Genomic DNA, 13,957 nt, shown 5'->3' with positions numbered 1-13,957 from the left:
TTAGGCAGGGCAGTAACGCAACGCCAGCACATACCGCAGCCCACCTCAGCACCCAGGAAATACCGGGGCGAGGAACTCGCTAGCGAACAGCGAGATCAAAGAAAGACGGCGGATGAGTCGACGAGAAGGGCGTACCGCAGCAACCGTGCCACTCAAACAGCGAGCCGACAAAACAAATGTCGGCGAGCTAAGACGAGAAGTATATGCAGCAGCACAGGCCCTGTCAACGGGCCATTGCGGTTCGATGACCGAGCCCCCGCGACCGGGGGCTCCCAGACAGTATCCCTATTCGGCCTCTGACTCCTGCGTGTTGAGGGCCTGCTTCAGCGCAGCGGTCAACTCTTCGTTAGCAAGCTCCATGCGCTCAGCTGCATCCCCAGGACCATCGGCTTGACGCCGCCGACGCCGCTCGTTGTGATGAGCAAGCCCAGTCCCCGCCGGAATCAGGCGCCCGACGATGACGTTCTCTTTCAGACCGTTGAGACCATCCACAGAGCCACGCACAGCCGCCTCAGTCAGCACCCGCGTCGTCTCCTGGAACGATGCTGCCGAGATGAACGACTCGGTCGCCAGAGAGGCCTTAGTGATTCCGAGCAACAGGGGCTCATACAGCGCAGGATGTCTATCCTCAGCCTTGACCCGCTCGTTTTCGGCCATGAGCGTCGCCTGATCAACCTGCTCACCGCGCAGTAGGTTGGTATCGCCGGCGTTAGTGATCTCGACCTTGCGCAGCATTTGGCGAACGATCACCTCAATGTGCTTATCGTTGATCTTCACGCCCTGCAGCCGGTAGACATCCTGGATCTCCTTGACCAGATACTCGGCCAGGGCCGCAACCCCTTTCAGACGCAAGATATCATGCGAACTCAGCTCACCTTCGGAGATGATCTCGCCCCGCTCAACACGCTCGCCCTCGAACACGTTCACGTGCCGCCACTTCGGAATCAATTCTTCGATGGTCTCGCCGTCATCGGTCGTGATCACCAAGCGCTGCTTGCCCTTGGTCTCCTTACCGAAGCTGATGGTACCCGTGGCCTGGGCCAGCAACGCCGGGTCTTTCGGCTTGCGCGCCTCGAACAGATCGGCAACACGCGGCAGGCCGCCGGTGATGTCGCGCGTTTTCGATGACTCCTGCGGGATGCGCGCCAAGATGTCACCGACGCCGACATCGGCACCGTCAGACACGGTGACGATCGCGCCTGAGGTCAGATAGTAGCGCGCCGGCAGGTCGGTGCCAGCGATATTCAGCTCCTCACCATCGCCATCGAGCAGCTTGACCATAGGGCGCAGATCCTTGCCGGCAGCCGGTCGCTGCTTCGGGTCCATGACCTCGAGCGAGGCCAAGCCCGTCACATCATCGGTCTTGCTTTGCACGGTGACGCCGTCGATGAAGTCTTCGAAGCGCAAGACACCCGCCACCTCGGTCACGACCGGGTGAGTATGCGGGTCCCAGGTCGCAACGATGGCGCCAGCCTCGACCTTATCGCCATCGTTGATCGCGACAGTCGCGCCGTAGGGGATCTTGTAACGCTCCTTCTCTAAGCCTTTCTCATCGCTGACGGTCAACTCACCAGAGCGAGAGACCGCAACCAGGTTGCCGCTGTGGTGCTGCACGGTCTTGATATTGTGCAGCTTGATGGTGCCAGCACCCTTGACCTGAACGTTACTCACGGCCGCCGCTCTGGATGCCGCACCACCGATGTGGAAGGTACGCATGGTCAGCTGGGTGCCGGGTTCACCGATCGACTGTGCGGCGATGACCCCAACCGCCTCGCCCATGTTGACGCGATGACCGCGAGCCAGATCGCGTCCGTAGCACTGGGCGCAGACGCCAAGGCGCGACTCGCAGGTGATCGGTGAGCGCACCAGCACCTGGTCGATACCTTCCAGCTCGAGCTGCTTGACCCAAGCCTCGTCGAGCAGGGTGCCAGATTCGCAGACGATGTCGTCAGTGCCGGGACGATACAGATCCTCGGCCGTGACCCGGCCAAGGATGCGCTCGCGCAGTGGCTCGACCACGTCGCCACCCTCGATGATCGGCGTCATCAGCAGCCCATGCTCGGTCCCACAGTCCACCTCGAGCACCACCATATCCTGCGCCACATCGACCAGGCGCCGGGTCAGATATCCCGAGTTGGCGGTCTTCAGCGCGGTATCGGCGAGGCCCTTACGCGCACCGTGCGTCGAGATGAAGTACTGGATGACGTTCAGCCCCTCGCGGAAGTTCGCCGTGATCGGGGTCTCGATGATCGAGCCATCCGGCTTCGCCATCAGACCGCGCATGCCAGCGAGCTGCCGGATCTGTGCGGCCGAGCCACGGGCACCGGAGTCGGCCATCATGTAGATCGAGTTGAACGAGTCTTGCTCGAGCGGATTGCCGTCGCTGTCGGTCACCGGATTGCCGTCGCTATCGGCGACCTTATCCTTACCGAGCTTGCGCATCATCGACTTGGCCACCTGGTCGTTGGTCCGCGACCAGATGTCGACCACCTTGTTGTAGCGCTCGCCGTTGGTGACCAAACCCTGGGTGTACTGATCCTCGATCTCCTTCACCTCGTCTTCGGCATGGCTGATGATGCGCGCTTTCTCTTCCGGCACCTCCATATCCTCAAGGCCGATCGAGACGCCAGCGCGGGTCGCCATGCGGAAACCCATATACATGATCTGATCAGCAAAGACCACGGTATCCTTGAGGCCTAGCACGCGATAGCAGGTATTGATGAGACCTGAGATCTGCTTCTTGCCGAGCGCACGATCGACCAACTCGAATGGCAGCCCATCCGGCACAATCTCCCAGACCAAGGCGCGACCCAGGGTCGTTTCTTTGATGCCGACACGCTCCTCGATGCTGCCATCTTCCTCACGCACGACCTCACGGATCAGCACCTTGACGCGCGCCTGCAGTGCCGCCTGGCCGGTCTCGTAGGCGCGTCGGGCCTCGTCGATCCCAGACAGGACCAAGCCCTCGCCCTTCGCGTTGAAGCGCTCGCGCGTCATGTAATAGAGTCCGAGCACCACGTCTTGCGAGGGCACGATGATCGGCTCGCCATTGGCCGGCGAGAGGATATTGTTCGACGACATCATCAGCGCCCGCGCCTCGAGCTGCGCTTCGAGCGACAGCGGCACATGCACGGCCATCTGGTCGCCGTCGAAGTCGGCATTGAACGCGGTGCAGACCAGCGGATGCAGCTGGATCGCCTTGCCCTCGATCAACACCGGCTCGAAGGCCTGGATGCCGAGACGGTGCAGGGTTGGCGCGCGGTTGAGCATGACCGGGTGCTCGCGGATCACCTCCTCGAGGATGTCCCAGACCTCGGCGGTGCCGCGCTCGACCATCTTCTTTGCCGCCTTGATGGTCGGCGCCAGCCCGCGCAACTGCAACTTGCTGAAGATGAATGGCTTGAACAGCTCGAGCGCCATCAGCTTGGGCAGACCACACTGATGCAGCTTCAGCGTTGGGCCGACGACGATGACCGAGCGGCCGGAGTAGTCGACGCGCTTACCGAGCAGGTTCTGCCGGAAGCGGCCCTGCTTGCCCTTGATCATGTCTGCCAGCGACTTCAGCGGGCGCTTGTTGGTGCCGGTGATCGCACGGCCACGTCGACCATTATCGAGCAGCGCATCGACCGATTCCTGCAGCATGCGCTTCTCATTACGCACGATGATGTCCGGCGCGATCAGATCGAGCAGCCTTTTGAGCCGATTATTGCGATTGATCACCCGACGATACAGATCGTTCAGGTCCGAGGTCGCGAAGCGGCCGCCATCGAGCGGCACCAGCGGGCGCAGTTCCGGCGGCAGCACCGGCAACACGGTCAGGATCATCCACTCAGGACGGTTGCCCGAGGCCTGCAGCGACTCAATGAGCTTCAAGCGCTTGGTCAACTTCTTCAGCTTGGTCTCGGAGTTGGTCGCTTCCATGTCCTCACGCATCTGGCGGATCTCGGCATCCAGATCCAAGCTGCGCAGTAGCTCGAACACCGCCTCAGCACCCATGCGGGCATCAAACTCGTCGCCATGCGTCTCCAAGGCCTCGAGGTACTGATCGTCGGTCAGCAGTTGATTGCGCTCGAGATCGGTCATCGCCGGATCAATGACGACAAAGGACTCGAAGTAGAGCACGCGCTCGATATCGCGCAGGGTCATGTCGAGCAACAGACCGATGCGCGACGGCAATGACTTCAAGAACCAGATGTGCGCAACGGGACTGGCCAGATCGATATGCCCCATGCGCTCACGTCGGACCTTGGCCAGCGTCACCTCGACACCGCACTTCTCGCAGACCACGCCGCGATGCTTGAGCCGCTTGTACTTACCGCACAGGCACTCATAGTCGCTGACTGGGCCGAAGACCTTGGCGCAAAACAGTCCATCGCGCTCTGGCTTGAAGGTCCGATAGTTGATGGTCTCCGGCTTCTTGACCTCGCCGTACGACCAGGAACGGATCATCTCGGGCGACGCCAGGCCGATGCGGATGGCGTCGAACTCCAGGGCTTGACCCTGTTGCTTAATGATTCTGAGAAGATCTTTCACGACCTAGCCTCCTGAAGAAAGAGTGAGCCGACGGCCAGCGGCCAACAGCCAGTATTCGATTGCAGCGCGACTGCCATCCAGCCTTGACATTCAAGCGTCCCGGGGCAAAACCGCAGCCACTGCGCCTCGCCCCGGGAGCCCAGATCAATCCTGCTCGAGCTCGATATTGATGCCAAGCGAGCGGATCTCCTTGACCAGAACGTTAAACGACTCCGGCATCCCGGCCTCCATGCGGTGGTCGCCATCGACGATGTTCTTGTACATCTTGGTCCGACCCGTGACGTCATCCGACTTCACGGTGAGCATCTCCTGCAAGGTGTGCGCAGCACCGTAGGCCTCGAGTGCCCAGACCTCCATCTCGCCGAAGCGTTGACCACCAAACTGGGCCTTACCGCCGAGTGGCTGCTGGGTCACCAGGCTGTAGGGGCCGGTTGAACGCGCATGCATCTTGTCATCGACCAGATGGTTGAGCTTGAGCATGTACATATAGCCGACGGTCACCGGACGCTCGAAGGGCTCACCGGTACGGCCGTCGTAGAGCGTCGTTTGGCCCGTCGTCGAGAGCCCGGCGAGCTCGAGCATGTACTTGATCTCTTCCTCGCTGGCACCGTCGAAGACCGGGGTTGCCAGTGGCACGCCACCGCGCAGGTTGGCCGCCAACTCCAGCACCTCGTCATTGCTCAGACTATCGAGGTCCTCTTGCTTGCCGCTGGTGTTGTAAACCTTGGCCAGAAAGCCGCGCAGCTCCTCGACATCGGCCTGCGCCCGCAGCATCGCATCGATGCGCTGCCCGAGCCCCTTTGCGGCCCAGCCGAGGTGAGTCTCGAGCACCTGACCAACATTCATCCGCGAGGGCACGCCAAGCGGGTTGAGCACGATATCCACCGGCTCACCGTCGGCACTAAATGGCATGTCCTCCTGCGGGACAACGCGCGAGATCACGCCCTTGTTGCCATGACGGCCAGCCATTTTGTCGCCCGGCTGGATACGCCGCTTCACCGCGACATAGGTCTTCACCATCTTCAGCACGCCGGGCGGCAGCTCGTCGCCCTGGGTGATCTTGCGCTTCTTGACCTCGAAGCGCTCGCGGAACACCTCGCGCTGCTCCTTGATCTGCGCCGCCACCGCCTCGAGCTGCGCTGCCGCCTCTTCGCTGCGGATACGGATCTCGAGCCACTTGTCCTTGCCCTGCCCCTCGCCCAGCTCGTGCAGATACTTCTTGGTGATCTTCTCGCCGGCCTTGAGCCCGCCCGGACCACCATCAGCGACCTTGCCGATGAGCATCTTCTCGACACGCTGGAAGGTGTCCTGCTCCATGATGCGCAGCTGGTCGGCCAAGTCCTTACGCACCCGCTCGAGCTCAATCTCCTCGATCTGGGTCGCGCGCTTGTCCTTCTCGACGCCATCGCGGGTAAAGACCTGCACGTCGACAACGGTCCCGGACATTCCGGACGGCAGCCGCAGCGAGGTATCCTTCACATCCGAGGCCTTCTCGCCGAAGATCGCGCGCAACAGCTTCTCCTCCGGGGTCAGCTGGGTCTCGCCCTTCGGCGTGACCTTGCCAACCAAGATATCGCCGTCGCGCACCTCAGCACCGATATAGACGACGCCGGATTCGTCCAGCTTGCCAAGCGCGGCCTCGCCGACGTTCGGGATGTCGCTGGTGATCTCCTCCGGTCCAAGCTTGGTATCGCGCGCCAGGCAGGTCAGCTCTTCGATGTGGATGCTGGTGAAGCGGTCTTGCTGCACCAGACGCTCCGAGATCAGGATCGAATCCTCGAAGTTGTAACCGTTCCAAGGCATGAAGGCGACGCGCAGGTTCTGCCCCAAGGCCAGCTCGCCCAGGTCGGTCGACGGACCGTCAGCGAGGACATCGTTGCGCACCACCAGATCACCCGGGGCAACCAGCGGACGTTGGTTGATACAGGTGTTCTGATTCGAGCGCGTGTACTTAGTCAGGGTATAGATGTCGACACCGGCCTCACCGGCCTCGGTCTCATCATCATTGACCCGCACCACGATGCGTGCTGCATCCACCGCCTCGATGACACCGCCGCGCCGCGCCCAGACCACGACGCCCGAGTCCTTGGCCACCACACGCTCCATGCCGGTGCCGACCAGCGGCTTCTCGGCACGCAAGGTCGGAACCGCCTGGCGTTGCATGTTCGAGCCCATCAATGCGCGGTTAGCATCGTCATGCTCGAGGAACGGCACCAGCGAGGCCGCGACCGAAACGATCTGCCGCGGCGAGACGTCCATGAACTGGACCTCATCGGGCGCCTTCATAGTGAACTCGTTCATGTGCCGGCAGGAGACTAAGGCGTCGGTCAGCCGGTTGTCCTCATCTAAGGTGGCATTGGCCTGGGCGATGACATAGCCGCCCTCCTCGATGGCCGACAGGTGCACGATCTCCTGGGTCGCCTGACCACCCTCGACGCGCCGATAAGGAGTCTCGAGGAAGCCGTACTTGTTGGTCCGGGCATAGACCGCGAGCGAGTTGATCAGACCGATGTTCGGCCCCTCCGGGGTCTCGATCGGGCAAACGCGGCCGTAGTGGGTCGGATGCACGTCGCGCACCTCGAAACCGGCGCGCTCGCGCGCCAAACCGCCTGGCCCAAGTGCCGACACGCGCCGCTTGTGCGTGACCTCCGACAAGGGGTTGTTCTGATCCATGAACTGCGACAGCTGACTGGAGCCGAAGAACTCCTTGATCGCCGCCGAGACCGGCTTGGCGTTGATCAGTTCCTGCGGCATCAGCCCTTCGGACTCGGCCAGCGAGAGACGCTCCTTGACCGCCCGCTCGACACGCACTAGGCCGACACGAAACTGGTTCTCTGCCATCTCACCGACGCAACGGATGCGGCGGTTGCCCAGGTGATCGATGTCATCGACGGTGCCGCGGCCGTTGCGCAGCTCGACCAGCACCTTTAGCGCATCAACGATATCGGAACTTTCACCGTTCGCCTCGACCAGCTTGGTCGAGAACGCATCGTTACGCTGCGAGAAATAACGTCCATCGTAGAGGATGCCTGGACCCTCGGTCTCCTCGCGCAGCAGACGGCGATTGAACTTCATGCGACCGACCGCCGAGAGGTCATAGCGCTCTGGCGCAAAGAACAGATTGTGGAACAGATTCTGCGCCGCCTCTTTGGTCGGCGGCTCGCCGGGACGCATCATCCGGTAGATCTCGACCTGCGCCTCGAGTTCATTCGTGGTCTGGTCGATACGCAGGGTCTCGGACAGATAGGGACCATGATCGAGATCGTTGACGAACAGGGTCTCGATGCAATCGATGCCTTTTTCGCGCAACGCCGCGAGTAGTTCCTCGGTGATCTCGCTGTTGGCCTCGGCGATGATCTCACCGGTCTCGGTATCGATCTGCGTTCGCGCAAGAGTGCGCCCGATCAAGAATTCATCGGGCACCTCGAGCCGCTCGACACCCGCCTTTTGCAGTGCGCGGATGTGCTTCGCCGTCACGCGACGGCCGGCCTCGACCAAGATCTCGTCATCGAGCTTGATCTCAAAGTTGACGGTCTCGCCGCGCAGCCGCTCGGGCACTAGTTCGAGCTCCGGCGTCTCGGCGAGATGGAAGGTATCGGTCTCGAAGAACATCGCCAGGATGTCATCGACACCATAGCCGAGGGCGCGCAGCAGTACCGTCGCCGGCAGCTTGCGGCGGCGGTCGATACGCACGAAGACGTTGTCCTTAGGATCGAACTCAAAATCAAGCCAGGAGCCGCGGTACGGAATCACCCGCGCCGAGAACAGAAGCTTGCCCGAGGAGTGCGTCTTGCCCTTGTCGTGATCAAAGAAGACGCCCGGCGAGCGGTGTAATTGGGAGACGATGACCCGCTCGGTGCCGTTGATGATGAAGGTACCGGTCTCGGTCATCAGCGGCAGGTCACCCATGTAGACCTCTTGCTCGCGCACGTCCTTGACCACCTTGGCGCTGGCCGGTGCATCCTTGTCGTAGATGACCAGGCGCAATAACACGCGCAGCGGCGCAGCGTAGGTAGCGCCACGCAGATGACACTCGCGCACGTCGAAGGCGGGCTCGCCGAGTCGATAGCTGACGTACTCGAGATGGGCATTGCCGGAATAGCTCTCGATAGGCAGCACGGTCCGGAACGCGGCGTGCAAGCCGACCTCGTCACGCTCTTTCGGCCCCTTTTCCAACTGCAGGAAGTCGCGGTAGGAATCGATCTGGGTCGCCAGCAGGAACGGGACCTCCATGATCGTCGGGCGCTTGCCGAAGTTCTTGCGGATACGCTTCTTTTCGGTAAACGAATAGGGCATGCTGCCTTCCCTCGTAATAGGTCTTTGAGTAGCCTTGAACGTCCGCCCCAGGAGCGGATGCTGACCGGGCGTGATCTCCCCTGGCATCATCCGACGCCCATCACGGGGAGTGAAACCGACACCATCGGTCAGCTATGCGAGCCGGGCCCGATCGAGGCCCGCCCGACGAAATTGCGTGCCTGCATCCTAGTCAGGCACCGGCCTTATCAGCGGAAACGGCAAAAGGCCGGCGGCCCGAGGGCGCCAGCCTTTGTTGATCCCGGCTTTAAGGCAGGGTACAAGGATGGCTTTACTTGATCTCGACAGCTGCGCCAGCCTCTTCCAATGCCTTCTTGGCGGCTTCGGCATCGTCCTTGGAGACCGCTTCTTTCAGCGTTGCCGGAGCACCTTCGACCGCGTCCTTCGCTTCCTTCAGGCCCAAGCCCGTCAGGGCACGCACCGCCTTGATGACCGCGACCTTGTTGGCGCCAAACGAGGTCAGCACCACGTCGAATTCGGTCTGCTCTTCGGCCGGAGCCGCATCGGCACCGCCAGCAGCGGCCGGGGCTGCAGCAACTGCGGCTGCCGCGGTCACACCAAACTTCTCTTCCATTGCGCTGATGAGATCAACGACCTCCATCACCGTCATATTGGCAATGGCTTCCAGGATTTCGTCTTTAGAAACAGCCATGGGCTTATCTCCGCATTAATGATTCGGTTGCAATGAATAATCGCTATCGCAGGGCTCAAGGCCCAGGCGAGGATCAGGCTGCCTCTTTGGCGTCGCGCACCGCGCTGAGTGTGCGTGCGAGCTTGCTCGGCACCTCGTTGAGCGTAGTCGCCAGCTTCTGTACCGGTGCTTTCATCACCGCCATCAACTGACTGATGGCCTCGTCGTAAGTTGGCATTTTTGCCAGCTTACTCAGCTCAGAACCGTCTAGCAGCTGGCCCCCGACCGCGATCATGCGGACCTGGAACTCTTTGTGCTCTTTGGCAAAGCTCTCAGCGACACGGCCAACGGAGCCCGGGTCTGACTGTCCGAATGCGAGCACGAGCGGGCCGGTAAGGGCTTCGTCCATGCAAGCAAAGTCAGTACCGGCCAATGCACGCTTCGCGAGCGTGTTCTTGACCACCCGAACGTAGACTCCGGCTTTACGCGCCTCGACGCGAAGCTTGGTCATCGCTTCGACGGTCAGTCCGCGATACTCGGCGCCAACCGCCGAGTGTGCGGTCTGAGCGACCTCCGCGACCTCGGCGACGATGCGCTCTTTCTGGGCAAAGGTCAGTGCCACAGACGTCACCTCCTAATCGGATTGGAGTTAGACGAGCGTCCAACCCAGTGAACCAGGACACCGAATCCGTAGTGAGTACCTGATCATGGAATGTGTTCCGTCGCCAGCAAACCGGTTCCGGGACACCATCTACGCAGGCAGTCATTAAGCCAGGCCGCGCACCCTTCCTAGAACGTCGCCTGACACCTGCGATCTTTGACGGACGACGGCCATGAAGGCCGCTGCCCCAAAGATCATCGAAGCACGCGGCAATCCACCCCCATTGAGGAGCGCGGTGTGCCGCGTTTGCGATCAGAACGCTAGCGCGCTGTGATCGATCGTCAGCCCCGGCCCCATCGTCGATGAGACCGTGACCTTCTTCATATAGATACCCTTGGCTGCACTCGGCTTGGCCTTCGCCAGATTGGCGAGGAGTGCTTCGAGATTCTCGCGCAGCTTGTCAGCGTCGAAGTCCATCTTGCCGAGCGGGCAGTGAATGATGCCGGCCTTGTCAGTCCGGTAGCGGACCTGACCCGCCTTCGCATTTTGAACCGCCTCGGCCACGTTCGGTGTCACGGTTCCTACCTTCGGGTTTGGCATCAAGCCACGTGGGCCAAGCAGCTTACCGAGCTGACCAACCACGCGCATCGCATCTGGTGAGGCGATGACGACATCGAAATCGAGATTGCCCCCCTTCATCTCTTCAGCCAGGTCTTCCATACCCACGCGATCAGCACCGGCTTCAGTTGCCGCGTCAACGTTGGCGCCCTGCGTAAAGACCGCAACCCGGACCTGTTTGCCAATACCATGCGGCAGCACAGTCGAGCCACGGACAACCTGATCCGACTTACGCGGATCAACGCCGAGGTTGACGGAAACATCAATGTTCTCAACAAACTTGACGCTTGAGACTGCTTTCAACAGCTCAAATGCCTCTTCAGCTGCGTAGGTGCGCCCGCGCTCGACGCGCTCGCGAATCGCCGCGGCACGCTTTGATAGTTTTGCCATTATGCAACCCCCTCAACCTTTAGACCCATCGCGCGTGCGCTGCCAGCAATCGTGCGCACGGCTCCCTCGAGGTCTGCTGCGTTCAGATCGGGCATCTTGGTATTCGCGATCTCTTCGATCTGCGCGCGGGTCACCGTGCCAATGATGGCTGAATTCGGTGTCGGGCTGCCCTTGGCGACACCAGCGGCCTTCTTCAGCAGGATCGAGGCTGGCGGCGTCTTGGTAATGAAGGTAAAGCTACGATCTGAATAGACGGTGATCACCACCGGCGTCGGCAGACCTTTCTCGAGATCCTGGGTCTTCGCATTGAAGGCCTTACAGAACTCCATGATATTGACGCCGTGCTGACCCAGTGCTGGACCGACGGGCGGACTCGGGTTGGCCTCACCGGCCTTGACCTGTAGCTTGATGTAGGCGTTTACTTTCTTCGCCATCCTGTGACGCTCCTATGGGTGCAAGCGCTGACCAAAGGCCAGCTCCCCAACGCATGGACCGCGCAAGGCGCGGACGTGGACGAAACCGGCGGACGATCGATAGGGATCAGCCCACCAAGGGATTCAACGTCAGATCAGCCTTTCTCGACCTGACTGAATTCAAGATCAACCGGCGTTGAGCGGCCGAAGATCGAGACTGAGACCTTGACGCGGCTCTTTTCGTAATCGACCTCTTCGACGACACCGTTGAAGTCGGTGAATGGACCATCGGTGACGCGAACCACCTCGCCCGGCTCGTAGAGCACCTTTGGCCGCGGCTTTTCGACGCCATCCTGCACACGTTGCCGGATCGCCTCAGCCTGCGAGTCAGGGATCGGCGCCGGACGATCACCCTTGCCACCGATAAAACCCATCACTCGCGGCACGTCCTTCACCAGGTGCCAGCTCTCGTCGGTCATCTCCATGTGGACGAAAACATAACCGGGAAAGAATTTGCGCTCACTCTTGCGCTGCTGACCATTGCGGATCTCGACGACCTCCTCTGTCGGCACCAAGATCTCCCCGAAGGCATCCTCCATTCCGGCACGCGCGGCACGCTCACGGAGCGACTTGGCAACCTGACTCTCAAAACCTGAGAAGGCGTGAATCACATACCAGCGCATGGCCATATCAGCCGCCACTCCCGACGAGGAGGTTAAAGATCGTGCGCAGGATCGTATCAAACAGCCACAGAATGAGGCCGAGAACAAAGACCATGACAATGACGATGAGCGTTGTCTGGATGGTCTCTTGCCGGGTCGGCCAAACGACCTTCCGGACCTCCATCCGCGAATCGAGCGCAAAGCGCCAGAGTTGACGACCTTGAGCGGAGGTCAAGGCCAAGGCGGCGGCGCCGCTCGCAATGACGAGCAAGCCCAAGGTGCGCAACAGCACCGAGTACGCAGCAAAGAAGTAGAACGCCCAAATGCCGCCTGCCAACAAGAGGACCGCGACGGCGAGTTTGGCCGTATCTAGGCCGGTCGAAGCGGCCTCGGCTCGTGCATTCATGGGTTACCGGGCACCTTGACGGTGCGTGTTTGGCAGGCCAGGAGGGACTCGAACCCCCAACCTGCGGTTTTGGAGACCGCTGCTCTGCCAATTGAGCTACTGGCCTAGAAAAATCGATTCCTGTCGATCACTTCCCTGTGCCGAGCGGATTTTGGAGCTTACCTCAAGGCAGTCTATCGCCTCGAAGCACCCAACCTGCTCGATCCTATTGCCGCAACGAGCGGCTATTCAATCACCTTCGCGACGACACCGGCGCCGACGGTGCGGCCACCTTCGCGGACGGCAAAGCGCAGTCCTTCCTCCATCGCGATCGGCGCGATGAGCTTGATCGTCATCTTGACGTTGTCTCCGGGCATGACCATCTCGATGCCTTCGGGCAGTTCACAGGCTCCGGTGACGTCGGTGGTGCGGAAGTAGAACTGCGGGCGGTAGCCGTTGAAGAACGGGGTGTGGCGGCCGCCTTCTTCTTTGCTCAGCACGTAGACTTCGGCTTCGAAGTGGGTGTGCGGGGTGATCGAGCCGGGCTTGGCCAGTACTTGACCGCGCTCGACGTCGTCGCGCTTGGTGCCGCGCAGCAGGGCACCGATGTTGTCGCCGGCTTGACCTTGGTCGAGCAGCTTGCGGAACATCTCAACCCCGGTGCAGGTGGTCTTGGTGGTGTCCTTGATGCCGACGATCTCGACTTCTTCGCCAACCTTGATGATGCCGCGCTCAACGCGTCCGGTGACCACGGTGCCACGCCCGGAGATCGAGAAGACGTCTTCGATCGGCATCAGGAAGGCGCCGTCAACGGCGCGCTCGGGCTCGGGAATGTAGTTGTCGAGGGCGTCCATGAGTTTGTCGATGGAGGGGCCGCCGATCTCGCTTTCGTCGCCTTCGAGCGCTTTGAGCGCGGAGCCGGTGATGATGGGGGTGTCGTCGCCGGGGAATTCGTAGCTGTCGAGCAACTCGCGCACTTCCATCTCGACGAGTTCGAGCAGTTCGGCGTCGTCGACCATGTCGGCTTTGTTCAGATAGACGACGATGTAGGGCACGCCAACCTGACGCGAGAGCAGGATGTGCTCGCGCGTCTGCGGCATGGGACCATCGGCGGCGGAGACCACGAGGATGGCGCCATCCATCTGCGCCGCACCAGTGATCATGTTCTTGACATAGTCGGCGTGGCCGGGGCAGTCAACGTGGGCGTAATGGCGCGTATCGGTTTCGTATTCGACGTGGGCGGTGGCAATGGTGATGCCGCGCTCGCGCTCTTCTGGGGCGTTGTCAATCTGGTCGTAGGCGCGTGCCTCACCTCCAAATTTCTTCGCCTGATGCACCGTGATCGCTGCCGTCAGCGTGGTCTTGCCATGGTCAACGTGACCAATCGTGCCAACGTTGACGTGCGCCTTA

The 13,957-nt window shown here is 61.2% G+C and carries 9 protein-coding genes and 1 tRNA gene; all 10 read right to left on the bottom strand.

Translation table 11 applies throughout. From position 1 onward, the window contains the following. Window positions 1-285 precede the first annotated feature (285 nt). Complete coding sequence (gene rpoC, locus CCR96_RS19055) at window positions 286-4,533, bottom strand: DNA-directed RNA polymerase subunit beta' (protein WP_201222276.1); 4,248 nt, start codon at window positions 4,531-4,533, stop codon at window positions 286-288. Between the two features lie 144 nt (window positions 4,534-4,677). Beyond that, window positions 4,678-8,829, bottom strand: coding sequence for a DNA-directed RNA polymerase subunit beta (gene rpoB / locus CCR96_RS19050; protein ID WP_201222274.1), 4,152 nt, complete (start codon window positions 8,827-8,829; stop codon window positions 4,678-4,680). Window positions 8,830-9,118: 289 nt separating this feature from the next. Continuing rightward, a complete protein-coding gene (rplL, locus tag CCR96_RS19045) occupies window positions 9,119-9,499 on the bottom strand; it encodes a 50S ribosomal protein L7/L12 (protein ID WP_201222272.1) in 381 nt (126 codons plus the stop codon). 73 nt (window positions 9,500-9,572) lie between these two features. Continuing rightward, window positions 9,573-10,100, bottom strand: a complete 528-nt coding sequence (gene rplJ / locus CCR96_RS19040; protein ID WP_201222270.1) for a 50S ribosomal protein L10 — start codon at window positions 10,098-10,100, stop codon at window positions 9,573-9,575. A 291-nt stretch (window positions 10,101-10,391) separates the two neighbouring features. Beyond that, window positions 10,392-11,087, bottom strand: coding sequence for a 50S ribosomal protein L1 (rplA, locus tag CCR96_RS19035; RefSeq protein WP_201222268.1), 696 nt, complete (start codon window positions 11,085-11,087; stop codon window positions 10,392-10,394). Next, window positions 11,087-11,521, bottom strand: coding sequence for a 50S ribosomal protein L11 (gene rplK, locus CCR96_RS19030; protein WP_201222266.1), 435 nt, complete (start codon window positions 11,519-11,521; stop codon window positions 11,087-11,089). The genes rplA and rplK overlap by 1 nt, the downstream gene beginning before the upstream one ends. Window positions 11,522-11,655: 134 nt before the next feature. Beyond that, complete coding sequence (gene nusG / locus CCR96_RS19025; protein WP_201222264.1) at window positions 11,656-12,189, bottom strand: transcription termination/antitermination protein NusG; 534 nt, start codon at window positions 12,187-12,189, stop codon at window positions 11,656-11,658. A 1-nt stretch (window position 12,190) separates the two neighbouring features. Continuing rightward, window positions 12,191-12,568 (bottom strand): preprotein translocase subunit SecE, encoded by a 378-nt coding sequence (secE, locus tag CCR96_RS19020; protein ID WP_201222261.1) that lies wholly within the window; start codon window positions 12,566-12,568, stop codon window positions 12,191-12,193. 30 nt (window positions 12,569-12,598) lie between these two features. Continuing rightward, window positions 12,599-12,674 (bottom strand) — tRNA-Trp (locus CCR96_RS19015). 118 nt (window positions 12,675-12,792) lie between these two features. Further along, a partial coding sequence (tuf, locus tag CCR96_RS19010; protein WP_201222259.1) for an elongation factor Tu occupies window positions 12,793-13,957 on the bottom strand: 1,165 nt, incomplete at its 5' end.

It is taken from the genome of Halochromatium roseum, from assembly GCF_016653315.1.
GTDB lineage: Bacteria > Pseudomonadota > Gammaproteobacteria > Chromatiales > Chromatiaceae > Lamprobacter > Lamprobacter roseus.
This window is presented reverse-complemented; position numbering and strand designations above follow the sequence as displayed.